The organism is Polaromonas sp. P3_B1, assembly GCF_056402935.1.
Map to the genome: position 1 here is coordinate 1 of NZ_JBFUGK010000028.1, position 24384 is coordinate 24384.

At 64.6% G+C, this 24384-nt stretch carries 21 protein-coding genes; 11 read left to right on the forward strand and 10 right to left on the reverse strand.

Features of this window, described 5'->3' with window-relative positions:
- Positions 1-559: 559 nt before the first annotated feature.
- From AC1DXS_RS16300 to AC1DXS_RS16330, 7 genes are all read right to left on the reverse strand, one after another.
- Entirely contained in the window at positions 560-973 is a 414-nt protein-coding gene (locus tag AC1DXS_RS16300) for an SRPBCC family protein (protein ID WP_477738524.1), read from the reverse strand.
- An 87-nt stretch (positions 974-1060) separates the two neighbouring features.
- Complete coding sequence (locus AC1DXS_RS16305; RefSeq protein WP_477738525.1) at positions 1061-3430, reverse strand: heavy metal translocating P-type ATPase; 2370 nt, start codon at positions 3428-3430, stop codon at positions 1061-1063.
- A gap of 205 nt (positions 3431-3635) precedes the next feature.
- Positions 3636-4430, reverse strand: a complete 795-nt coding sequence (locus AC1DXS_RS16310) for an SDR family NAD(P)-dependent oxidoreductase (protein WP_477738526.1) — start codon at positions 4428-4430, stop codon at positions 3636-3638.
- Positions 4427-5068 carry a 2-dehydro-3-deoxy-6-phosphogalactonate aldolase gene (locus AC1DXS_RS16315; protein WP_477738527.1) on the reverse strand — a complete coding sequence of 214 codons (642 nt, stop codon included), beginning with the start codon at positions 5066-5068 and terminating at the stop codon, positions 4427-4429. The genes AC1DXS_RS16310 and AC1DXS_RS16315 overlap by 4 nt, the downstream gene beginning before the upstream one ends.
- A gap of 26 nt (positions 5069-5094) precedes the next feature.
- Positions 5095-5976, reverse strand: coding sequence for a 2-dehydro-3-deoxygalactonokinase (locus tag AC1DXS_RS16320; protein ID WP_477738528.1), 882 nt, complete (start codon positions 5974-5976; stop codon positions 5095-5097).
- A complete protein-coding gene (locus AC1DXS_RS16325; RefSeq protein ID WP_477738529.1) occupies positions 5973-6905 on the reverse strand; it encodes a sugar kinase in 933 nt (310 codons plus the stop codon). The genes AC1DXS_RS16320 and AC1DXS_RS16325 overlap by 4 nt, the downstream gene beginning before the upstream one ends.
- Positions 6906-7049: 144 nt before the next feature.
- Complete coding sequence (locus AC1DXS_RS16330; RefSeq protein WP_477738530.1) at positions 7050-8798, reverse strand: IlvD/Edd family dehydratase; 1749 nt, start codon at positions 8796-8798, stop codon at positions 7050-7052.
- An 89-nt stretch (positions 8799-8887) separates the two neighbouring features.
- Here AC1DXS_RS16330 and AC1DXS_RS16335 point away from each other — a divergent pair, with 89 nt between their 5' ends.
- From AC1DXS_RS16335 to AC1DXS_RS16375, 9 genes are all read left to right on the forward strand, one after another.
- Positions 8888-9850 (forward strand): 2-hydroxyacid dehydrogenase, encoded by a 963-nt coding sequence (locus AC1DXS_RS16335; RefSeq protein ID WP_477738531.1) that lies wholly within the window; start codon positions 8888-8890, stop codon positions 9848-9850.
- Between the two features lie 151 nt (positions 9851-10001).
- Entirely contained in the window at positions 10002-11378 is a 1377-nt protein-coding gene (locus AC1DXS_RS16340) for an ABC transporter substrate-binding protein (RefSeq protein ID WP_477738532.1), read from the forward strand.
- 84 nt (positions 11379-11462) lie between these two features.
- Positions 11463-12335, forward strand: coding sequence for a carbohydrate ABC transporter permease (locus AC1DXS_RS16345; protein WP_477738533.1), 873 nt, complete (start codon positions 11463-11465; stop codon positions 12333-12335).
- Entirely contained in the window at positions 12332-13183 is an 852-nt protein-coding gene (locus tag AC1DXS_RS16350; RefSeq protein WP_074577461.1) for a carbohydrate ABC transporter permease, read from the forward strand. Before AC1DXS_RS16345 ends, AC1DXS_RS16350 begins: the two co-directional genes overlap by 4 nt.
- A gap of 16 nt (positions 13184-13199) precedes the next feature.
- The gene (locus AC1DXS_RS16355; protein WP_477738534.1) at positions 13200-14270 is read left to right on the forward strand and encodes an ABC transporter ATP-binding protein; all 1071 of its coding nucleotides are present in this window, start codon (positions 13200-13202) and stop codon (positions 14268-14270) included.
- A gap of 8 nt (positions 14271-14278) precedes the next feature.
- A complete protein-coding gene (locus AC1DXS_RS16360; protein ID WP_477738535.1) occupies positions 14279-15046 on the forward strand; it encodes a glucose 1-dehydrogenase in 768 nt (255 codons plus the stop codon).
- 33 nt (positions 15047-15079) lie between these two features.
- Positions 15080-16126 (forward strand): L-idonate 5-dehydrogenase, encoded by a 1047-nt coding sequence (locus AC1DXS_RS16365; RefSeq protein WP_477738536.1) that lies wholly within the window; start codon positions 15080-15082, stop codon positions 16124-16126.
- Positions 16127-16163: 37 nt separating this feature from the next.
- On the forward strand, positions 16164-16547 hold the full coding sequence (locus AC1DXS_RS16370; protein ID WP_477738537.1) for a cupin domain-containing protein: 384 nt from the start codon (positions 16164-16166) through the stop codon (positions 16545-16547).
- A 9-nt stretch (positions 16548-16556) separates the two neighbouring features.
- Positions 16557-17306 (forward strand): FadR/GntR family transcriptional regulator, encoded by a 750-nt coding sequence (locus AC1DXS_RS16375; protein WP_477738538.1) that lies wholly within the window; start codon positions 16557-16559, stop codon positions 17304-17306.
- Between the two features lie 88 nt (positions 17307-17394).
- On the opposite strand, the gene AC1DXS_RS16380 is transcribed toward AC1DXS_RS16375, so the two are convergent.
- Positions 17395-19125, reverse strand: a complete 1731-nt coding sequence (locus AC1DXS_RS16380; RefSeq protein ID WP_477738539.1) for a DEAD/DEAH box helicase — start codon at positions 19123-19125, stop codon at positions 17395-17397.
- 382 nt (positions 19126-19507) lie between these two features.
- On the opposite strand from AC1DXS_RS16380, the gene ettA reads away from it, so the two are divergent.
- Entirely contained in the window at positions 19508-21169 is a 1662-nt protein-coding gene (gene ettA / locus AC1DXS_RS16385) for an energy-dependent translational throttle protein EttA (protein ID WP_477738540.1), read from the forward strand.
- Between the two features lie 268 nt (positions 21170-21437).
- Positions 21438-21974 (forward strand): DUF1415 domain-containing protein, encoded by a 537-nt coding sequence (locus tag AC1DXS_RS16390; RefSeq protein ID WP_477738541.1) that lies wholly within the window; start codon positions 21438-21440, stop codon positions 21972-21974.
- An 18-nt stretch (positions 21975-21992) separates the two neighbouring features.
- Here the strand turns inward: AC1DXS_RS16390 and AC1DXS_RS16395 are convergent, their stop codons facing one another.
- Together AC1DXS_RS16395 and AC1DXS_RS16400 are read right to left on the reverse strand one after the other, a co-directional pair.
- Positions 21993-22358 (reverse strand): response regulator transcription factor, encoded by a 366-nt coding sequence (locus AC1DXS_RS16395; RefSeq protein WP_477738542.1) that lies wholly within the window; start codon positions 22356-22358, stop codon positions 21993-21995.
- A gap of 222 nt (positions 22359-22580) precedes the next feature.
- Entirely contained in the window at positions 22581-24344 is a 1764-nt protein-coding gene (locus tag AC1DXS_RS16400) for a sensor histidine kinase (protein WP_477738543.1), read from the reverse strand.
- Between the last annotated feature and the right edge of the window lie 40 nt (positions 24345-24384).

Genomic DNA, 24384 nt, shown 5'->3' on the forward strand with positions numbered 1-24384 from the left:
AGCCAGAACGGGGCAATCGGGAACGGGAACCGAAATACCAAGAAGACAAATAAGCCAGAACGGGGCAATCGGGAACGGGAACCGAAATACCAAGAAGACAAATACAAACAAGGACTCGCCACGGCGAGTCCTTGTTTCTTCAGGTGTTCGGATTTTGTATTCCTGTCCCCACCCCTTGTGTATGCGCCGAGGAGCGCAGGTTCAGACGGATAAGGGCAAAAACGTGTTTGAGCGAAGCGAGTTGTTTTTGACCCCGTCCGGACCGAGCACCGCAGGTTGCCCGTAGCGAAGCGAAGGGTCGCAGACACCAGGGTCGCCTTTTGGTATTCGCGTAACTTCGCTTCGCGAAGTGAGCGAATCCCCATTGCATGACCTTTTGCTTACTTTTGGTGTTTGCGTAACTTCGCTGCGCGAAGTGAGCAAACCCCGCGCGCGTAGCGCGCCTTTTGGCGAACAAAAGAAAACCCGCTTTGCGGGTTTCGATAAAAGCAAGTTGCCGCCGGGCAACCCCCGGCCAGCAGAACCCAAACCAACATCGGCATACGAAACAGCAAAAAGCCTAGCCCGCGGGTTTTTGCAAAGACCCGCTGAGCGTCCGCTGCATCACCGCTCCACCCTGGGTCATCATTGCATCGATGTAGCCCTCCAGCGCATCGGGCAGCACGTCGGTGATCCACACAAAGCGTGTGCGCTTGTCGCCTTCGGCAAACAGCTGGGCCGAAGCCATGTGATGGCTGGCCTTGCCGCCGACTACGGTGTAGCTGAGGCGACGAGTAGCTTCATGGATGCCCACCAGCACTTCGTGCGCCACCGCGCCGTTGGCAAAGGTCACGGTGCGGCTGCCTTCGCCGGGCTGGCAATCGACGACAAAGCCGGGCGCCAGGCGCTGATGCACGGCATTGAAATCGCGCAGCGCGTCCCAGACACTGTCCATGCCGGCGTCGACGATGAATTCCTTGTAGATCGTGGCCATGGTGTTCTCCGCCAGGCGCGTGGGTGGCGCCTTGTCATCGCAGCATAGCAATCAAACCGGGCGGAGTCAGCCCTGATTCAACGCAACTTACAAACGCTTTCCGCGCAGCCTCAACGCATTGCTGATCACCGACACCGAACTCAGGCTCATCGCCAGGGCTGCGATCATGGGCGACAGCAGCCAGCCGGTGAAGGGGAAGAGCAAGCCCGCGGCCAGCGGCACCCCGAGCGAGTTGTAGACGAAGGCAAAGCCGAGGTTCTGCTTCATGTTGGCGATCGTCGCCTCCGAGATTTTCCGGGCTTGCGCGATGCCGCGCAAATCACCCTTGACCAGCGTGATCTGGGCGCTGTTCATGGCCACGTCGGTGCCCGTGCCCATGGCGATGCCCACGTTGGCCTGCGCCAGGGCCGGGGCGTCGTTGATGCCGTCGCCGGCCATGGCGACGGTATGGCCTTCATCCTGCAGTCGCTTGACCAGCGTCAGCTTGTCGGCCGGCTGCACGCCGCCATGAACCTCGTCAATGCCCAGGCGGGCGGCGATGGCTTTGGCGGTGGTCAGGCCGTCGCCGGTGGCCATGATCACGCGCAGACCGGCGGCTTTGAGCGCCGCCAGGGCCTCGGGTGTGCTGGCTTTGACCGGGTCGGCCACGGCAAGCAGGCCGGCAAGCCGGCCGTCGACCGCGAGGTGCATCACGCTGGCACCCTCGGCACGCAAGGCTTCCGCTTGGGCCAGCAGCGCATCCACAGCCACACCGGCCTGTGCCATCAACGCGGTATTGCCGAGCGCGAGCAGCCGGCCGGCCACACGCCCGCTGACGCCTATGCCGCTGGCCGACTCGAAGTTCTCGGTCGGGTCCAGTGCCAGGCCGCGTTCGCGCGCCGCCGCCACAATGGCGTCGGCCAGCGGGTGTTCGCTGCCCTGGTCCAGGCTGGCGGCCAGCCGCAACACCTCGTCGGCGCTGAATCCGGCGGCGGGGACCGCGCGGTCGAAGGCCGGCTTGCCGGCCGTCAGCGTGCCGGTCTTGTCGACGATCAGCACGTCGACGGTGCGCAAATGCTCAATCGCCGCCGCGTCGCGGAAAAGAATGCCCTGGCCGGCCGCCTTGCCGGTGGCGACCATGATGGACATTGGCGTGGCCAGGCCCAGTGCGCAGGGGCAGGCGATGATGAGCACCGCTACCGCGTTGATCAGGCCGTAGACCCAGCTCGGCTGCGGGCCGAAAAAGCCCCAGCCAAAAAAGGTCAGCACGGCCACGGCCACCACGGCCAGCACAAACCAGCCGGCCACCTGGTCGGCCATGCGCTGCAGCGGCGCCTTGGAGCGCTGGGCCTGTGCCACCATCTGCACGATTTGCGAGAGCATGGTTTGCGCGCTGACGCGCTCGGAGCGCATCACCAGGGCGCCGCTGGTGTTGAGTGTGGCGCCTATCAGCCTGTCGCCGGGGCGTTTGCTCACGGGCAAGGGCTCCCCGGTCAGCATGGATTCGTCGACGGCGCTGCCGCCTTCGGTGACGATGCCGTCGACCGGCACTTTTTCGCCGGGGCGCACGCGCAGGCTGTCGCCGACGTGGACATGGGTCAGCGGCACGTCTTCCTCGGTGCCGTCGGCCTTGATGCGCCGCGCGGTTTTGGGTGCCAGGCCCAGCAGCGATTTGATCGCGGCGGAGGTTTGCGAACGCGCCTTCAGCTCCAGCATCTGGCCGAGCAGCGTCAACGAGATGATCACGGCCGCCGCTTCAAAATACACCGCCACACGGCCCATGGAAATAAACGAGTCCGGAAACACCCCGGGCGCCAGGGTGGCGACCACGCTGTAGGCGAAGGCCGCGCCCGTGCCCAGGCTGATGAGGGTCCACATGTTGGGGCTGCGGTGGGCCACCGATTGCGCGCCGCGCACGAAGAAAGGCCAGCCTGCCCACAGCACGACCGGCAGGCTCAGCACCAGCTCTATCCAGCTTTGCACGGCCATGTTGAACCAGCCGAGCCGGTGGCCGAACATGGCGAGCACCGTGACCACCACGCTGAGCGGCAAGGTCCACCAGAAACGGCGCGTGAAGGATTTGAGCTCCGGGTTCTCATCCTCATCGAGGCTGGGCATGACGGGCTCCAGCGTCATGCCGCAGATCGGGCAGTTGCCCGGATGGTCCTGCCGGATTTCCGGGTGCATGGGGCAGGTGTAAAGGGTTTCGCCGCCCTGGCCCGTATCAGGTCCGTGAGCCGCAGCGGGCGCGGGCGCCGACTTGGATGCACCGGCATAGGCCGCCGGATCGGCGGAGAATTTGGCCAGGCAGCCGGCGCTGCAGAAGTAGTAAGGCTTTCCCTCGTGCTCAAGGTGGTGCGCGGATGCCGTGCTGACGTCCATGCCGCAGACGGGGTCCTTCAGCCCGGCCGGTGCTGCGAGCGGCATGTGGCCTGTGCCGTGTGCGTTTCCCGGGGCGGCGTGATGTGTGTGATTCATGGTGGGCTTCCTTTGGTGTTCCGCGGACCCGGACCGGGACCATGGACAAGGGTAGACCTTCCCCCCGTGGGAAGGTCAAGCCTCATGGATGTGAGGGGTATTTGGCATGGGCGGCCAAAAGCATCTTCAGGGCCTTCCGCGGTGGGCGACCTGATCCATGTCAACCAAAGGCGCGAAACCGGCACGCCTGCGCGTGCAGGCCGGGCTACACGGGTACGGTGTAGTTCAGTGTCATGCGCCCGCCATCCACCACCACAATCTCGCCGGTGATGTAGCTGGCCGCATCGCTGGCCAGGTAGGCCACGGTGTCGGCGATCTCTGAGGGCTCGCCCAGGCGCTTCATGGGTGTGCGGCTCATGATCTTGGCCTTGGCCTCGTCGCTGGTCAGCACGGCTTTGGCAGCCAGCTCAGTCGAGATGGTGCCGGGCGCCACGGCATTGACGCGCACGCCCTGGCCGGCCAGCGACAGCGCCATCACGCGCGTGAGCTGGTTGATGCCGCCCTTGCTGACGTTGTAGCTGGCGATCGTGGGGATGGCGAGCACGCCGTTGACCGAGCTCATGTTGACGATGCTGCCCTTGCCGGCGGCGGCCATCACGCGCGCCACGGCCTGGCCCACCAGGAAGGACCCCTTGAGGTTGATGCGCAGCACGGCGTCAAAGTCGGCTTCCGTCACCTCGAGGAATTCAGCCGCCTTGAAGATGCCGGCGTTGTTGACCAGCACGTCGATGCGGCCGTGCGCGGCCACGGCTTGTGCGACCAGCGCATCGACCTGGGCCTTGTCTCCGACGTCGCAATGCACGTACAGGCCGCCCAACTCCTGGGCCAGCGCCGCGCCGCGCGCGTCGTCGATGTCGGCAATCACCACATGGGCTGCCTCACGCGCAAAGCGGCGCGCGCAGGCCTCGCCTATGCCTTGCGCCCCGCCGGTGACGATGCAGACGCGGCCGGCCAGGCCGAAGGAAATGGTGGATGCGGACGCGGAAATGGGGGTGCTCATGCCCGCATGCTACCCGTGTAGGCGGCGATGAAGTTTTTCGCGCTGTCGGCCACCTGGGCGGCCGTCATGCCGGGCTTGTACAGCGCCGAGCCTATGCCGAAGCCGCTGGCGCCGGCCGCGAGGTAGGCGCCCATATTGGCCGGCGTGACGCCGCCCACCGGCATGACCGGGAGTGGCGCCGGCAACACGGCGCGCAAGGCTTTCACCACGGCGGGTGTGATCATCTCGGCCGGGAAAAGCTTGAGGCCCGTGGCACCCGCTTCAAGCGCGCCAAAGGCCTCGCTGGGGGTGATCACGCCGGGCAGGCAGACCATGCCCAGGCGCGCGGCTTCGCGCACCACGGCCGGGTTGAAGTTGGGCGAGACGATGAGCTGGCCGCCCGCGGCCTGCACATTGCGCACGTCCTCGGGGGTCAGCACCGTGCCCGCGCCTATCAAGGCGTCGGGATAGGCGCTCGCCATGGCGGCGATGCTCTCCAGCGGCTGCGGTGAATTGAGCGGGATCTCGATCAGCGTCCAGCCCGTGGAGACCAGCGCCTGGCCGACGGGCAGGGCCTCGGCCGGCGTGAGCCCGCGCAGGATGGCGACCAGGGGGAGGGTGGCCAGGGCTTGGGAGAATTTGGAGTGTGCGGCGTTCATGGTGTTCTGTGAGTGGATTTGCGGGATCAGCCGAGCGTGTCTGCAATCGCGCGCAAGCCGCGCCAGGTGGCGCCCGCGCCCACGCGCTGGACGGGCACGCCGAGCTGGGCCAATGCCTGTTCGTAGCGGACCGTGAGCGCTTCGGCGCCCATGACCACCACGGGTTCGCCGCGCGGCAGCGTCTGCGCTTTGAGTTCTTCGCCTATGACCAGGCCCGAGAGGTAGCTGGGCAGGGCCTCGGTGCCCATGCGGTTGAACAGCGACAGCGTGCGCGTGCTGAAGGCCGTATTCAGCAGGCCGGGGCCGGCCAGCGCATGGGCCACGCCCCGGTCGAAGGCGGCGCTGTCCAGCGCGGGTTCGTCCTCCGGCAGCATGCGCGCGAGGATGGAATGCCGGCGCAGCAGCGCATACAGCTCGCCGGTCATCCAGGTCGAGAAATCCATTACCTTGCGATCCGTCACGCCCACCCATTTGCTGTGCGTGCCGGGCAGTACCAGCCGGGCATGGTTGAGGCCCAGCAACTGCAGGGCGCCGAAGATCTGCGTTTCCTCGCCGCGCATGACGTCGGGCACGCCGGCCTTGTCAATGCTCAGGCCCGGCACGATGGCGATGCGGCCGGGCTCCACCCATTCAAGCGCGGCGGCAATCGCGTCAAAGCCCGCGGGGCATGCGCAGTAGGGCGCTTCACGCCAGCCTTGTTTGCTGCCGGCCATGCCGGAGATCAGGCACAGCGTGCCGGGCGTCATCCAGTCGCCAAAGCAGCTTTGAAAAACCTCGGGAAAGCCGCCGGCCTCCACCGTGAGGATGCCGCGCGGAAAGGCGCGTTCTTCAAGTGCGATGCCCTCGGCGCTGAGCAGCGCGCCGCGCAGCGACGAGCTGCCCCAGTCGACGGCCAGCAGGCGGCTCACAGCAAGGCCCTGACCTGTTCGGGGCGCGGCAGCGGCGCCACGGCGCCATAGCCTTGCACCGTGAGGGCGGCCGCCGCATTGGCGTAGCGTGTGGCGTCGAACACCGTGTCTCCCTGGGCGATGCGCGCCAGCAGGTTGCCGCAGAAGCAGTCGCCCGCGCCGGTGGCATCCACCAGCTTCACGCGGTGCACGGGCACGCGCTCGCGCCGCTTTCCGTCGCTGACCAGCGCGCCCTCGCCGCCCAGCTTGAGCACCACGGTTTTGGCGCCCAGGCCATGACCCCAGTCCACCACCTGGTCGGGGTCCGTCATGCCGTTGAGCGTGGTGATGTCTTCGAGGCTGGGCAGGAAGATGTCGCACAGCGACACCGCGTGGCGGGTGCAGGCCAGCGCGCGGTCCAGCGGCCAGAGCTTGAGCCGCAGGTTGGAATCAAACGAGACAAGCGTGCCGGCCTCTTTGGCCAGCTTCATCGCGGCAAAGGCCGTGTCGCAGGCGCTCGCGGAAATCGCCAGTGAAATGCCAGAGACGTGCAGCACCTTGGCCTGGCGCACGGCTTCTGCCGCGCCGGCCTGCTGCAGCCAGGCCGGCGTCATGCGGCTGGCCGCGGAGCCCGCGCGCAGGTAGCTGAATTCATGGCCCTTGGGGCCGTGGGTGACGAAGTAAAGGCCGGTGCTGGCCTCGCTGTCCTGCTGGACGGCGGCGGTGGAGACGTTTTCGGCAGCCCACAAGGCCATCAGCGACTGGCCGAAGGTGTCACCGCCCAGGCGGGTCAAGTAGGCGGTGCTGGCGCCGGCGCGCGCGGCGGCGATCACGGCATTGCTGGTGTCGCCGCCAAAGCCCTGCAGGTAGTTGGGCTGGCCGGCGGTGGTCTGGTTGAACTCCACCATGGCTTCGCCGAGCGCGACGACATCGAATTTTCTGGCTTGCATTGGGTTTCCTGGCTTCTTCCGCCTTCTTCGGGCATCCCGGCGCGGGCCTTTTCAGGGAAGAAAAACCGGGAAAAGCACGCCGCGCCTCAAACCACTATGGTACCCGCCGCCTGCGCGCGGCCCGGTACCCGCCCTGTACCCGGCTTAGTGGTTATCGCGCGGCACAAAAGCCCCGCGCTTGCCGACCAGGAAATCCAGGTCCACGCCTTCATCGGCCTGCAGCACGTGGTCGATGTAAAGCTTCCAGTAACCCGAATTCAGCGGCGGCTCGGGCGCCTTCCAGCTGGCCATGCGTTTTGCCAGTTCCTCGTCGCTCACATGCAGGTGCAGGCGGCGATTCGGTACGTCGAGCTCGATGATGTCCCCGTTCTGCACCAGGCCCAACGGGCCGCCGGCGGCGGCTTCGGGCGCGGTGTGCAGCACCACGGTGCCGTAGGCCGTGCCGCTCATGCGCGCGTCGCTGATGCGCACCATGTCGGTGATGCCCTTGCGCAGCACCTTGGGCGGCAGCGGCATGTTGCCGACTTCGGCCATGCCGGGGTAGCCCTTGGGGCCGCAGTTCTTGAGCACCATGACGCAGTTTTCGTCGATGTCCAGATTTTCGTCGTCAATGCGCGCGTGGAAGTCTTCAATGGTTTCAAACACCACGGCCCGGCCCTTGTGCACCATGAGTGCGGGCGTGGCCGCGCTGGGCTTGATGACCGCGCCGCGCGGCGACAGGTTGCCGCGCAGCACGGCGATGCCGGCCTTGTCCTTGAAGGGTGCGGACAGCGGCTTGATCACGTCGGTGTTGAAGTTTTCCGCATCGGCGATGTTTTCACCAATGGTCTTGCCGTTGGCGGTGATGGCGCCGGTGTGCAGGTGCTGCGCGATTTCCTTCATGACCACCGGCAGGCCGCCGGCGTAGCAGAAGTCTTCCATCAGGTATTTGCCCGAAGGCTGCAGGTTGACCAGGCAGGGCAGTTCGCTGGCCAGCCGGTCGAAGTCGTCCACCGTGAGCTCAACGCCTATGCGCCTGGCGATCGCGATCAGGTGGATCACTGCGTTGGTCGAGCCGCCTATCGCAGCCAAGGTCTTGATGGCGTTTTCAAATGCCTGGCGCGTGAGGATTTTGGACAGTGTGAGGTCTTCATGCACCATGTCAACGGCGCGGCGGCCGGCCATGCGGGCCAGCACATTGCGCCGGCCGTCCACCGCGGGGTAGGCGGCATTGCCCGGCAGGCCAATGCCCAGCGCTTCGACCATGCTGGCCATGGTCGAGGCCGTGCCCATGGTCATGCAGTGGCCGTGGCTGCGGTGCATGCAGCTTTCGGCCTCGAAAAATTCCTGCAGCTTCAGCGTGCCTGCACGCACCTGCTCGCTCATGCTCCAGACGCCGGTGCCTGAGCCCAGCTCCTGGCCGCGCCATTTGCCGCTCAGCATGGGGCCGCCGCTGACGCCCACCGTGGGCAGGTCAACGCTCGAAGCGCCCATCACCAGCGAAGGCGTGGTCTTGTCGCAGCCCATCAGCAGCACCACGCCGTCGATGGGGTTGCCGCGAATGCTTTCTTCGACGTCCATGCTGGCCAGGTTGCGGTACAGCATGGCGGTGGGGCGCAGCAGGGTCTCGCCCAGCGACATCACGGGGAATTCAAGCGGGAAGCCGCCGGCTTCGTAGACACCAATCTTGACCTGCTCGGCAATCGTGCGGAAGTGCGAGTTGCAGGGCGTCAGTTCGCTGAAGGTGTTGCAGATGCCGATGACGGGCCGGCCGTCAAACTGGTCATGCGGAACGCCTTTGCCCTTGACCCAGCTGCGGTAGGCAAAGCCGTCTCGGTCCTGTCGGCCGAACCACTGCTGGCTGCGGAGTTCGTGGGCGGGTTTCTTTTTCGGGGTGTTGGGTGGTGTGCTCATGCGGGAAAGTCCTTAAGTCGTCAAACATATTATCGTCATACCATTGAAGTGACTATCTTAGTGAAAACCATGACCGCAGGAGTCCGCCCTTGTCCGCCCCGTCCAACCGCCCGCACATCCTCACCGTCGCCAAGCTCCCGCCCTTCCTGATGGAGCCGCTGCAGGCAGCTTATGAAGTCCATGACCGGCTGCACGAAACCGATCCGGCGGCCTTCGCCAAAATCGCTCCGCTGGTGCGCGGCATCGCCGGGGGCGGGGAGTCCAAGGTGCCGCGTTCCCTGATGGACCAGCTCCCCGCGCTCGAGCTTGTTTCCATCATGGGTGTGGGTTATGACGGCGTGGACGTCGCCGCCGCGCTGGAGCGGCGCATTCCGGTCACCCATACGCCGGGCGTGCTCAACGACGAGGTGGCGGACCTGGCCATAGGGCTCATGCTGTCGGTGGCGCGTCGCATTCCGCTGGCGGACCGTTATGTGCGCGCCGGGCGATGGGCCAAGGAAGGGCCCATGCCGCTGGCGCGCAAGGTCTCGGGCGCGCGCCTGGGCATCGTCGGCCTGGGCCGCATAGGCCAGGCCATCGCGAGCCGGGCCGAGGCCTTCGGCATGTCGATTGCCTACACCGGCCGCAGCGCCAAGGCGGAACTCGCTTACACCTTTTATCCCACGGCACAGGCGCTGGCTGCGCAGGTGGACTTCCTCATCGTCATCACACCGGGAGGCGCCGGCACGCGCCACCTGATCAACGCCGAGGTGCTCAAGGCCCTGGGGCCTGAAGGCTACCTGATCAACGTTGCGCGCGGCTCCGTGGTCGATGAAGCGGCATTGGTTGATGCGCTGCAGCAAGGCGTCATCGCCGGCGCGGCGCTTGATGTGTTCGAGAAGGAGCCACATCCCGCCGAAGCGCTCTGGTCCATGGACAACGTGGTGCTGACGCCGCACATGGCCAGCGGCACGGTGCAGACGCGCCACGCCATGGCCAAACTGGCTGTCGACAACCTGCGCGCGCATTTTGCCGGGCAAGCCCTCTTTACCCCGGTGCCGGAATGGCATTGAATCCATCCTGGACTTGGTTCCGAGGTCGGGATGCTCCGGGTTTTCCATAAAAGATCAGGGGGTTAATCATCATATGATAACAATGCGTCCAAGAGCGCAAGGCGCCGAGTTTTTGCAGTTCAACAACCCACCCGCAGAGGAGACAAGACACATGAGACTCAAGACAATCCTGGCCGCCGCGATGGTCGCGGCAGGCCTCATATCGGCGGGGCAGGCCTCCGCCCAGGAAAAGCTCACCGTCTGGTGGGTCAAGGGCTTTTACAAAGCCGAAGACGATGCGCTCTTCGCCGCGATCAAGAAGTACGAGGAAAAGCACAAGGGCGTGAAGGTCGAGCTCTCGCAGTACCCCGTGCAGGACATGATCCCCAAGACCGTTGCGGCGCTCGATTCCGGCAGCCCGCCTGACGTGGCTTATGCCGACGTCTATGACTTCCAGGTCGCGGGCAAGTGGGCCTTCGACGGCAAGCTCGAAGACATCAGCAGCGTGATCAGCCCCATGCGCGCGCGCTTCGCGCCCAATACGGCGGAAACCGCCTTCCTCTACAACGACGTCACCAAGACGCGGGCTTATTACGCCTTCCCGATGAAGCAGCAGACCATGCACATCGAGTACTGGGTGGACATGCTCAACGAAGCCGGCTTCAAGGAATCCGACATTCCCACGGCCTGGAAGGATTACTGGTCCTTCTGGTGCGACAAGGTGCAGCCCGCCCACCGCCAGAAAACCGGCAACCGCACTTTCGGCATTGGCCAGCCGCTGGGCGTGGATTCGAGCGACTCCTTTTACTCCTTCCTGACCTTTATGGACGCCTACAACGTCAAGCTGGTGAACGACAGCGGCAAGCTGCTGGTCGACGATCCGCAGGTGCGTGCAGGCCTGATTGGCGCACTGACGGACTACACCCAGCCTTACGCCAAGGGCTGCACGCCGCCTTCGTCCACCAGCTGGAAAGACCCGGACAACAACGTCGCCTTCCACAACAAGACCACCATCCTGACCCACAACGCCACGATCTCCATCGCCGCGAAATGGCTGGACGACATGAACAACGCGTCACTCAAGCCCGAAGAGCGCGAGACCGCGAAGAAGAACTACACCGAGCGCATCCGCACGGCGGGCTTCCCGAACAAGCCTGACGGCGGCAAGATGGTGTACCGTGCTGCCGTCAAGGTGGGTGTGGTGTTCAACCAGGCCAAGAACAAGGCCCGCGCCAAGGAGTTTGTGTCATTCCTGATGCAGGAAGAAAACCTCACGCCTTACGTGGAAGGCTCGCTGGGCCGGTGGTTCCCGGTGACCAAGGCCGCGCAGCAGCGTCCGTTCTGGAAGGCTGATGCCCACAGGCAGTCGGTCTACAACCAGTTCATGAACGGCACCGTCAACTTCGAGTTCACCAAGAACTACAAGTTCACCATCCTGAACAACGAGAACGTGTGGGCCAAGGCGGCCAACCGCGTGATCAATGAAAAGATGCCCGTGGACAAGGCTGTTGATGAAATGATCGCCCGCATCAAGACCGTGGCGAACTGAGCACCTACTGACTGAAAAAACCGCGCCGCCTGCCTGAAGCTTCCAGGCATCCCAGGCAGGCGGCGCGCGTCAACAGAGCAAAGCATGAGCACTGCAACCCTTCAACAGGCCGCCCCTTCCGTGCGTGCCGAGCGCGCCGCCATGACTTCGTGGGAGAAGTGGGGGCTCGTGCTGGTCATTCCCTACCTGCTGATCTTCCTGGTCTTTGTGATCTATCCCGTGGGCTACGGCCTGTGGCTGGCTCGCCATCCGGACAGCTATGTCAGGCTGTTTGCGGACCCGATTTTTTTCCGCTCGCTTGTCAACACGGTGGTGTTCATCGTCGTGGCGGTGAACCTCAAGATGGTGGTGGCGCTGTTTCTGTCGGGATTTTTCCTGAACACGCGCTGGTGGATCAAGGCGTTGTCGGTGATTTTTATCCTGCCCTGGGCCGTGCCCTCGATCCCGACCATTCTGTCGATGCGCTTCATGCTCAACCCCGAGTGGGGCGTCATCAACACCCTGATTTTCAAGGCCACGGGCATAGACGGCCCCAACTGGCTCAATGACCCGACGCTGGCCCTGTCGTTTTCCATGCTGGCGCACATCTGGAAATCCCTGCCCTTCTGGACGCTGATCCTGCTGGCCGGGCGCATGGCGATTCCCGCCGAGCAGTATGAAGCGGCCTCGGTGGACGGCGCCACGGTCTGGCAGAAGTTCCGCTTCATCACCTGGCCGTCCATGCGCTCGCTGTACCTGACCTCGACCATCCTGTCCATGATCTGGACACTGGGCGACTTCAACAGCGTGTACCTGCTCACGGGCGGCGGGCCGGCCGACCTCACGCATGTGCTGGCCACGCTGGGCATCCGCTACCTGCGCCTGGACCAGGTTGACCTGTCCCTGGCCTCCATCGTCGTGGCGCTGCCGCTGGTGCTGCCGCTGGTGTATTTCATGATGAAAAGGTTGTCCAAATGAGCCGCGTCACACTGCGTTCAGTCACCCGGGAGGCCAGGCTGCTGCTGGTCGGCATCCCGGTCCTGCTGTGGACGTTGATCCCGATCTACCACATGGTGCTGTTCGCGATCTCCCCGCGCAACGAAGCCACGACAGGGCGGCTCTGGCCCAAAAAGCCCACGCTGGACAATTTCGAGACGGTGTTCTGGCAAAAGCATTTTTACCTCGACCACTTCTGGGTGCAGCTGGGCAACTCGCTGGTGATCGCGCTGTCGGTGGGGGTGCTGACGCTGGTGGTCTCCACCACCGCGGCCTTTGCCATCAGCCGGCTCAAGGTGCGCGGCGGCCGCACGGTGATGAACATGGCGCTGTTCACCTACTTCATTCCCGCCGCTTTCCTGGCCGTTCCCATGTACAAGACCATGGGCAACTACGGCATGCTGAACCACCAGTGGTCGTTGATCCTGGCCATGGTGACCATTGCTTCGCCTTATTGCATCTGGGTGCTCAAGCAGGCCTCCGACAAGCTGCCTTACGAGCTTGATGAAGCAGCCCGCATGGACGGCGCCACGGCCATGCAGCTGTTTCGGCTGGTCTACCTGCCGCTGATGGTGCCCTCGCTGGTGGCGGTCGGCACCTATGCGCTGCTGCTGGCCTGGAACGAATACCTCTACGCCTTCCTGCTGCTGTCCAGGGACACCAGCGTGACGCTGGCGGTGGCCCTGGGCAACTTCCTCGCCGCCGACGACTCGCCGTGGGAACTGCTGATGGCCACCGGCCTGATCTACGCGCTGCCTCCGGCGGCAATTTATTACGCTTTCAAACGCTATATGGTGTCGGGCCTCACAGCCGGCGCTGTGAAGAGCTGATCTCGGGAAATACCACATGGCTTCTGTATCGTTTCGCAATATTGAAAAGGCCTTCGGCAAGGTCAAGATCATCCACGGCATCAGCTTCGACATCTCCGACGGCGAATTTGTCGTGCTGGTGGGGCCCTCGGGCTGCGGCAAGTCCACGCTGCTGCGCATGCTGGCCGGGTTGGAGGAAATCAGCGGCGGCGAGATGTCGATCGACGGCAAGGTCATCAACGAACTCGACTCCAAGGACCGCGACATCGCGATGGTGTTCCAGAGCTACGCGCTCTATCCGCACATGACGGTGCGCGACAACATGGCTTTCAGCCTGAAGCTGCGCAAGGCCGATGCCGAACTCACCAACAAGCGCGTGGGCGATGCCGCCCGCATACTGAACCTGGACCCGCTGCTGGATCGCTTTCCGCGCGAGCTTTCGGGCGGGCAGCGCCAGCGCGTGGCCATGGGGCGGGCCATCGTGCGCGACCCCAAGGTCTTCCTGTTCGACGAGCCGCTGTCCAACCTGGATGCCAAGCTGCGCGTGGCCATGCGCGCCGAAATCAAGGCCCTGCACCAGCGCCTGAAAACCACCACGGTCTACGTCACGCACGACCAGATCGAGGCCATGACCATGGCCGACCGCATCGTGGTCATGCACGACGGCATCATCGAGCAGATAGGCACGCCGCTGGAGCTGTTTGACCGCCCCGGCAACCTGTTTGTCGCGCAATTCATAGGCTCGCCCGCCATGAACGTCCTCAAGGGCGTTTTGCGCAAGGAGGGCGGCCGGGCCTGGGTTGAGGCCGAGGGCCACCAGTGGCCCATAGGCCAGATTGCCCAGGCGCAGGACGGCCAGCCCGTGCACTACGGCGTGCGGCCCGGCGACCTGTCGCTGTCCGCCACGGGGCAGGGCATTCCGGCCAAGGTCATTGTGGTCGAGCCCACCGGCGCCGAGACCGAGTTGCTGCTCGAGGTGGGCGGCGCGAAGATCATCGTGGTGATGCACGGCCGCACGGCGGTGCGCCCGGACGACATCGTGCACCTGGACATCGCGGCCGGCAAGACCCATGTGTTTGACGATGCCAGCGGCGTTCGCCTGGATTGAGTCCATCCATGGTTGTGAACTCTTTCAGGCTTGACGGGCGCCTTGCGCTGGTGACCGGCTCTTCGGGCGGCATCGGTTTTGCGTTGGCGCGCGGCCTGGGGCAGGCGGGAGCCACCCTGGTGCTCAACGGCCGCGACAGTGCCAAGCTGGAGCGCGCGGCCGGTGTGCTGCGCGAGGAGGGCCTCACCGTTCACACACGCGGTTTTGACGTCACCGATGCCGCTTCGGTGCAGGCGGCGGTGGAGGACATTGAAGGCACGCTGGGCGGCATAGACATCCTCGTCAACAACGCCGGCATGCAAAGGCGCATGGCCCTGCAGGATTTCCCCGAACAGGACTGGCATGAGCTGATGCGCACCAATGTCGACAGCGTCTTTTTTGTCGGGCAGGCGGTCGCCCGGAAAATGATCACGCGCGGCAGGGGCAAGATCATCAACATCTGCTCGGTGCAGAGCGAGTTGGGGCGTCCCAACATCGCACCCTATATGGCCAGCAAGGGCGCAGTCAAGATGCTGACCAAGGGCATGGCGATCGACTGGGGTCCCCACGGCATCCAGGTCAACGGCCTCGGGCCCGGCTACTTCAAGACCGAACTCACGGAAAAGCTCGTGGCCGATGAACAGTTCAGCGCCTGGCTCACGGGGCGCACGCCCAGCAGGCGCTGGGGCGAAGTGGCTGAGCTGGCCGGCGCGGCCGTGTTCCTGGCCAGCGATGCCTCCAGCTTTGTCAACGGCCATGTTTTGTATGTCGACGGCGGGGTGACGGCGACTTTGTGACGCCGCCTTCCCGCGCAACCAGGGAGAAACATCATGCGTGGACTTGTCTGTCATGCGCCCCTAGACCTGCGCCTTGACCCGCTGGACACCGAAATCCTGGGCCCGCAGCAGCTGCGTGTGCGGGTGGCCTACGGCGGTATCTGCGGCTCGGACCTGCATTACTTCCAGCACGGCGGCTTCGGCACGGTGCGCATCAAGGAGCCCATGGTGCTGGGCCACGAGGTGTCGGGTGTCGTCGAGGCCGTGGGCAGCGAGGTCAGCGGCCTGCGCGCCGGCCAGCGCATCGCGATTTCGCCTTCGCGGCCTTGCGGCGCTTGCCGCTTCTGCCAGCAGGGCCTGCACAACCACTGCATGGACATGCGCTTTTACGGCAGCGCCATGCGTTTTCCGCACATCCAGGGCGCTTTCCGCGAAACCCTGGTGATTGAGGCCGCCCAGGCGCATCCGGTGGCCGACGACCTGCCTTTGTCTGAAGCCGCGCTGGCCGAGCCCTTGTCGGTGGGCCTGCACGCCATTTCGCGCGCAGGCTCGGTGTTCGGCAAGCAGGTGCTGGTCACCGGCTGCGGCCCCATTGGCGCTTTGCTGATCGCCGGCCTGCGCCGCGCGGGCGCGGCCTGCATCGTCGCGGCCGATATCGCCGAGCTTCCCCTGGCCTGCGCCAAAAAGATGGGCGCGGACCAGACCATCAACCTGGCCCAGGAGCCGGACGGCCTGGCGGCCTTCGCCGCCGGCAAGGGGCAGTTCGATGTGATGTTCGAAGCCTCGGGCAATGAAAAAGCCCTGGTCGCCGGCCTGGACGTGGTGGCGCCGCGCGGCGTCATTGTGACGGTGGGCCTGGGCGGCAATGTGTCGCTGCCGCTCAACACCCTGGTCGCCAAGGAGCTGGAACTGCGCGGCACCTTCCGCTTTCATCCTGAGTTCGCCGTGGCGGTGGCCTTCCTGAACCAGCGGCTCATCGACGGCCGGCCTGTTATCACCGACATCGTTGCGTTCGACCAGGCCACGCATGCCTTTACACTCGCCGGCGACAAGCGCCAATCCATGAAGGTGCAGATCGCCTTTGGCGGCGAAGCTTCATGAAGCGCCTGCTTTTCATCGCCATTCACCGGAGTCCTTTGTGACCGTTTTCTCCAAAGTCATTCTTTACACCGATACCGACGGCCGCGCCAAATTTCGGGAAGAGGCCATCCCCCTCGGCGAAGGCTCGCCGCAGGCCATGCTGTCGGAAGTGTTCGCTTCGGGCGGCTACCAGCTGCGCCACAGCCCCGTGGGGTTTCGCAGCCAGTTCCATTGCACGCCGAACCCGCAGTGGGTGTTCATCCTGGGCGGCCAGATGGAAATCGGCCTGCAGGGCGGGGTCTCGCGCATCTTCAAGCCTGGCCAGCATTTCTACTCGGCCGACGTGTTGCCGGCCGGCGCCACCTTCGACCCGGCCCTGCACGGCCACTGGAGTGCGCAGGTGGGGCCGGACCCGCTGGTCACGCTGTTTGTGCGGGGCTGAAAGCACGCCATGGCCACCATGAAAAACGTCCACGGCAACACGGTTGACCACATCGGGGAAGCCATTGTCGCGGGCCGTTATGCCGCCGGCATGTCCATGCCGCCGGAGCCGGTGCTTTGCGAAGAGCTGGGCGTGAGCCGCACGGTGGTGCGCGAAGCCATCAAGTCGCTGATCGCCAAGGGGCTGGTCACCACGGGCCCCAAGGTGGGTACCCGCGTGCTGACCGAGGAGCACTGGAACTGGTTCGATCCGGACGTGATTGCATGGAAAGCCAAGGCCGGCATCACACCCGAATTTTTGCGCGACCTGCTGGAGCTGCGGCGCCTGGTGGAGCCCGCCGCCGTGCGCATGGCCGCGGAGCGCGCCACCGCGCAGGAGATCGCTGAAATCGAGGATGCCTATGCCGGCATGAAGCGCGCCGTGGAGGGCGGGGGCGACTATGTCACCTACGACCTGCGCTTTCACCAGGGCCTGCTGCGCGCCGCGCACAACCGCATGTTGATCCAGATGAGCAAGGCGCTGAGCGCCTTGCTGCGCACCAGTTTTGAAATTTCCACCATTCGCAAGGACGGCCCCAGGCGCTCCTTGCCGCTGCACCGGGCCGTGCTGGATGCGGTGATCGCCCGCAATCCGGCCAAGGCTGAAAAAGCGATCCTGGTGCTGATTGACGGCGCGCACGAGGATATTGAGCTAGTCCTCGGCTCGCGCCGCCGCTTGCCCAAACTGAGCAATCCGGCCAAGCAGATCAAGGTTGCCTGAACCCGAAGCCCGGGTTCAGCCTGGTTGCGGGCGCACCGCGCTGATACGGCGGTGCGCGGCAGCCCAGCCTTTGGGCCGCCAGACGGGTTTACCGGCCGGTAAACGAGCCCGAACCGCCCGGACGGCGCGGGCCGTTGCCCCGGCCGCCACCACCACCACCGCCGCCGCCGCCACCGGAGCGATTGCCCCGGTAGTTGCCGCGGTTGCCGCCCGTGGGCTGGCCGGAGGACGGAAAGCCCGAGGAGGCGTGGCTTGCGGGTTGGCGTTCGTCGAAGTCGTTGCGCGGCTCCCTGGCTTCATTGCGGGGTGCGCGTGGCTGCTGGTGCTGGTCGTCGCGCGGTGGGCGCTGTGCCTGCTGGCGGGGAGGCTGGCCGTTTTGCGAATAACCCGAGGCCTGGCGTGGCTGGCCTGGATTGGGCGTGCGGGGGCCGCGTCCGCCGCCACCGCCATTGCCGCCACCGTTGCCACCGCCGGCGGGGCCGCGTCCGCGCGCAGCGCCATTGCCACCACCCGCGCCACGCGCGGGCTGTGCGCCCTTGGTGTCGCGGATGCGCTGCATCATTTCGCTGCGGGCGGCCTTGGCGGCAGCCTGCATGACTTCGCGGCTGGGCGGCTTGCCCAGGCCGCCCCAGATGGTCTGGCGGCCCATGGCCAGCGGCTCGGCGCGCTCGCCAGGCTCGGCTTCAAAACCGGGGACGATGATTTTCTCGATGTTCTGCTTGGTGAAGCGCTCGATGTCCTGCATGAAGCCTTCCTCATCGAGGCAGACCAGGCTGACGGCTTCACCGCTGTTGCCCGCGCGGCCGGTGCGGCCGATGCGGTGCACATAGTCTTCGCTGACGTTGGGGATTTCGTAGTTGACCACGTGCGGCAGCTCGTCGATGTCGATGCCGCGGGCGGCGATGTCGGTGGCCACCAGCGCACGGATCGTGCCGCTCTTGAAGTCGGCCAGCGCCTGGGTGCGGGCGGTCTGGCTCTTGTTGCCGTGCAGCGCCATCGCGGGAATGCCGTTTTTGGTCAGGTGCTCGGCCACGTTGTTGGCGCCGAACTTGGTGCGGGTGAACACCAGCACCTGGCTCCAGTTGTGCTCGTTGATGATGTGGGTCAGCAGCGCTTTCTTTTTGCTGCGGCCCACGGGGTGGATGGTCTGCGTGATGCGCTGCACCGTGGTGTTGCGCGGCGTGACCTGGATGGATTCGGGATTTTTGAGCAGGCCGTTGGCCAGTTCGCGGATCTCGTCGCTGAAGGTCGCGCTGAACAGCAGCGACTGCTTTTGCTTGGGCACCAGGGCCAGCACCTTCTTGATGTCGTGGATGAAGCCCATGTCGAGCATGCGGTCGGCTTCGTCGAGCACCAGGATCTGCACCTGGCTCAGGTCCAGCGTGCCCTGGCTGGCGTGGTCCAGCAGGCGGCCGGGGGTGGCGACCAGGATGTCCACGCCGCGGCGCAGTTTTTCAATCTGGGCGCCCATGCCGACGCCGCCGAACATCACCATGGAGGTGAGGTCGGTGTATTTGCCGTAGGTGCGCACGCTTTCCTCGACCTGGGCCGCGAGTTCGCGGGTGGGGGTCATGATCAGGGCGCGCACGGCGTTGACGCCGCGGCGGTTGGTCAGGCGTGCTTCGGTGGACAGGCGCTGCAGCAGGGGCAGCGTGAAGGCCGCGGTCTTGCCGGTGCCGGTCTGGGCGCCGCCCAGCAAGTCCACGCCTTTGAGCACGGCGGGGATGGCCTGGGCCTGGATGGGGGTGGGGGTGTCGTAGCCCTGTTCGAGCACGGCCTTCAAAATGGCCGGGGCCAGGTTCAATTCTTCAAATGTCATGATGTGGCGCCGTTCGGGCGCTTTAGATCGGCCTGTGGGCGCCTTGTGTGAAGGCAACCCGCCAGTCAAAGGCAGATGGGGTCAGAAAAGTCGGGCCCTAAACATTACGTTTTACATCGCAAGAGCCACTTGAAGCGGTGCCCGGATGTGCCCAAATGTTGAAGGCAACTGGAGCCAGCAACGCCTGTATTGTCGCACAGCAACGATAATGGGGGATTCACGCATAAAACACGCTTTGCCAAAAGGCGTTTGCGCCCCCGGCGCAGCGTGTCGTTCCAGCCCGCAAAAATGCCTGCCGACAGCCCGTAAAAACAGCATTCACGGACCGCCGGCAGCCCGTTTTCTGGCATTGTTTTTTTCATCTTTACCAAAGTAAATCCCGATGGCCCAGTACGTCTTTACCATGAACAAGGTCGGCAAAATCGTGCCGCCCAAGCGCCATATCCTCAAGGAGGTGTCGCTCAGTTTCTTCCCCGGCGCCAAGATCGGCGTGCTGGGCACCAACGGCTCCGGCAAGTCCACGCTGCTCAAGATCATGGCCGGCCTGGACACGGAAATCGAGGGTGAAGCCACCCCCATGCCGGGCCTGAACATCGGCTACCTGCCGCAGGAGCCCAAGCTGGACCCCGAGCACACGGTGCGTGAAAGCGTGGAAGCCGGCATGGGCGCGGTGTTCGCCGCCAAGGCCCAGCTGGAAGCCGTGTACACCGCCTACGGCGAGCCTGATGCCGATTTCGATGCGCTGGCGGCCGAGCAGGCCCGCCTGGAAGCCATCATCGCCACCGCCGGCACCGATTCCGAGCACCAGCTTGAAATCGCCGCCGACGCGCTGCGCCTGCCGCCCTGGGACGCCAAGATCGGCGTGCTCTCGGGCGGCGAAAAACGCCGTGTGGCCCTGTGCAGCCTGCTGCTGTCCAAGCCCGACATGCTGCTGCTCGACGAGCCCACCAATCACCTGGACGCCGAATCGGTGGACTGGCTGGAGCAGTTCCTGCAGCGTTTCTCCGGCACCGTGGTGGCCATCACCCACGACCGCTACTTCCTCGACAACGCCGCAGAGTGGATCCTGGAACTGGACCGCGGCCACGGCATCCCCTGGAAGGGCAACTACAGCAGCTGGCTTGACCAGAAGGGCGAGCGCCTGGCGCAGGAGCAAAAGGGCGAGGAAGCCCGCGCCAAGGCCCTGAAGAAAGAACTCGAATGGTCGCGCCAGAACCCTAAAGCGCGCCAGGCCAAGAGCAAGTCGCGCCTGGCCCGTTTCGAGGAACTCTCCGACTACGAATACCAGCAGCGCAACGAAACCCAGGAAATTTTCATTCCCGTGGCCGAGCGCCTGGGCAATGAGGTCATTGAATTCAAGAACGTCAGCAAGTCCTTCGGCGACCGCCTGCTGATCGACAACCTGAGCTTCCAGGTGCCCGCGGGCGCCATCGTCGGCATCATCGGCCCCAACGGCGCGGGTAAATCCACGCTGTTCAAGCTGATCGCCGGCAAGGAAACGCCGGACAGCGGCGAAGTCGCCATCGGCAAGACCGCGCGTATGGCCTTTGTCGACCAGCACCGCGACGACCTGGCCAATGACAAAACCGTCTGGGAAGACATTTCCGGCGGCCTGGACATGCTGACCGTGGGCAAGTTCACCATGCCCAGCCGCGCCTATGCCGGCCGCTTCAACTTCAACGGCGCCGACCAGCAAAAACGCGTCGGCATGCTGTCGGGCGGCGAGCGCGGGCGTCTGCACCTGGCCAAGACCCTGATCGCGGGCGGCAACGTCCTGATGCTTGACGAACCTTCAAACGACCTCGACGTGGAAACCCTGCGCGCGCTCGAAGACGCGCTGCTGGAATTCGCCGGCTCGGTGCTGGTGATCAGCCATGACCGCTGGTTCCTGGACCGCATCGCGACCCACATCCTGGCCGCCGAAGGCGACAGCCAGTGGACTTTCTTCAACGGCAACTACCAGGAATACGAAGCCGACAAGAAGAAGCGCCTGGGTGAAGAGGGTGCCAAGCCGAAGCGGGTCCGTTTCAAAGCTTTGCACTAAGTTTCCAGTAACTCCTTCCCTCTCTGGGGGAAGGCAGGGATGGGGGCCGGCGGCGTGTGATGCCGCACCGTGCTTGACTGAAGGCCGCCAGCCCTCACCCCCACCCTCTCCCAGAGGGAGAGGGGGAAAAAACCGAAGCAGCTCACCACTCCGGCGCTCCTTCCCCCGCTGGGGGAAGGTTGGGATGGGGGCTAGCGGCATGTGATGCTGCATTGCGATTGATTGAAGAGCCGCAGCAGCCATTGTGTGCAGCTCTCTGGAGATGCTTATGACCGACGACGAAGTCCTGACCAAAACCCGCTTATGGCTCGAAAAAGCCGTGATCGGGCTCAACCTGTGCCCGTTCGCCAAGGCGGTCTACGTCAAGAACCAGGTGCGCCTGGTGGTCAGCCAGGCCCGGCATGCGGATGACCTGCTGGAAGAACTGGATCGCGAGCTGGACCTGCTGGTGGCGACGCCGGCCGAAGAGATCGATACCACGCTGCTGATCCATCCCACGCTGTTCGAGGACTTCCTGGACTTCAACGACTTCCTGGAAGTTGCCGAAGGCGTGGTGGACGAGCATGGCCTGGAGGGGGTGATCCAGCTGGCCAGCTTTCATCCGCGATTCCAGTTTGAGGGCACCGAGCCTGACGACATCGGCAACTACACCAACCGCGCGCCTTTTGCCATCCTGCATTTGCTGCGCGAGGAGAGCGTGGAGCGGGCCGTGGAGGCCTTTCCCGAGGCCGAAGCGATTTTCGAGCAGAACATCCAGGTGCTCGAAAAACTGGGCCACCAGGGCTGGAAGGCGCTGGGCCTGTAGTCTTCCGGTCGCAGCTGGCTATTTGGGCAGGTACTGCTTGAGCACCGCCTGCAACTGGGCGAAATTAAAGGGCTTGGTCACATAGGCGCTGGCGCCCAGGCGCAGGGCTTCCTCGAGCCGCTCTGACTCGGCGCTGGCCGACAGGAACACCAGAGGCACCTGGCTGAGCGCGGGTTCCGCCTGCAGCGCGGCCAACACCTCAATGCCGCTCATCTGCGGCATCATCACGTCGCAGAAAATCAGGTCCGGCCGTTGCTCCCGGGCCAGTTGCAGGCCGGCGCTGCCGTCCGCCGCCGCCAGCCCTTCATGGCCTTCGAGCCGGATGAAGCGCAGCAGGTTGTCCCGGATATGGGACTCATCCTCAATCACCAGAATGCGCGCCATGGTTTTTCGCATCAAAGGCCCCGGCTGTCATTGTTGGAGGGGGCGGAATTCCCTGAGACGCCAGGCCGCAGCTTTGTGCCGCCGCGCTGGCTTGAGGCCCATCTTAGAACTTTTTTACTGCTGAATGAGGATGACCTCATCGGGGCCGTGAAAAGGTTCCTGCCGACGTTGTTTCCTTGATTCACCCGGTGCTCCGGCCGCTTGCGGGCAGGCTCCCGTGGGTCAAATCGTGACAGTGAAGCGCGTGCCCTGGCCCACGACGCTGTCGACTTCAATCCGGCCCCCGTGCAGGTCGACGGAGTTTTTCACGATGGCCAGCCCCAGGCCCGTGCCCTGGATCTCGCCCACATTGCTGGCACGGTGAAACCATTCGAACAGGTGGGGAAGTTCCTCGGCCGGAATGCCTATGCCCTGGTCGGATACCTCGAACGCCACGCGCCCTTGTGAAGAGGAGACGCGGAACAGGACTTTCCCGCCCTGCGGCGAGTATTTGATGGCGTTGGACAGCAGGTTGCCGAAAATATGGCGCAGCAGCTTTTCATCAAAAAGTCCGGTCGCCGGCCGGGCCTCGAATTCCAGGGCCAACTCACAAGCTGCTTCCGAGTGCTGGATGCGTGCATCCTCCACCAGGTTCTGGCAAAGCATTTGCAGATCGACTTCTGACGGCTGGAACTCCAGCATCTGCGCCTCTACCTTGCCCAGCAACAGCACGCGGTCCAGCATCTGGGTCATGCGCTGCACACCGGTTTCAATGGTGGTGATGACCTCGGCTTTTTCGGTCTCGGGCAGGCGGTCGCCGTAGTGCTTGAGCAGCTCGGCCGACGACAGGATAAAAGCCAGCGGCGTGCGGAATTCATGCGAGGCCACCGAGATGAAACGCGACTTCATGTCGTTGAGCTCGGTCTGACGCTGCAGGGTCTGGCGCTGGGTGAGTTCGGCCTGCAGGCGGGCCGTGGCGTCCACCACGAAGATCAGTGTTGCCTCGCGTTTTCCCCATTCGATCCGCACGGCGGAAAGCTCCAGCGAGCGCACTTCCCCGGACTGGGTGATTACGCGAAAGCCGTACATCGAGTCCACGTCCTCGCCGCGCAGGCGGCGCTCGTGGCGCTCGCGCATCACCGGAAGATCCTCGGGGTGGACGGTTGCGGTGTAGTGCTGGGACAGCAGGTACTCCCGCGGATGGCCCACGATACGCTCCAGGCTGGGGTTGGCAAAGACCATGCGGCCGTCCTGAACCACCACCACGCCAACACCGACGTTTTCAATCACCGTACGGTAGCGCTCTTCCGATTTGCGCAGCTCGTCCAGCGCCTGGTAGCGCTCGATGGCGCTGCTGACGTGGTTGGCGACAAACGACAGGATGCCGGCGTCCGAGTCGCTGTAGGCCACACCCGGTTCATAGCCCTGCACCGCCAGCACGCCGCCTATGGCGCCGCGTATGTGCATGGGCACGCCCAGCCAGGAACTGAAGGTCATGTCGCCGCTGCCTTCGGTGACCTCGCCGCTGGCTTCCAGCAGCTTGAGCCGCGCGGCGTCGATGATCTGCGGCCGGCCGGTGCTCAGCACGAATTCGGTCAGGCCGCGGCGGTAGGGCACATTGCTGCGCTGCAGGGCGTCGCCGTCGCGCTCGTCGACGTAATAGGGGAAATCCTTGCGCTGCTTTTGCGCGTCGTAAAGGCACACATAGCAGTTCTTCGCGTACAGCAGCTCGCCCAGCAGGCCGTGTACGGACTGCAGGAAGTCGTAGAAGGAGAGGTCGGCCGCCGCCCGCTCGGCGATGCGATAAAAAACCCGCTGCAGGGTTTCGGCTTTTTTCTGCTCGCGTGCTTCGGCCTGCAGTTCGCGCGTGCGCTGCTCCAGCCACTGGGCGGCCGAGGTTTCCTGTTTCTGTTTTTCGAGCTGCAGCTCCTGGTAGCGGGCCTGCAGCGCCTGGTATTGCTGTTGCAGCTGCTGGAGCTGGAGTTGCAGGTCGGCGTCAGACGGCATGGCGCAGCTTTCGTGCTCGGGTAGGGAGATGGCCGCCGCA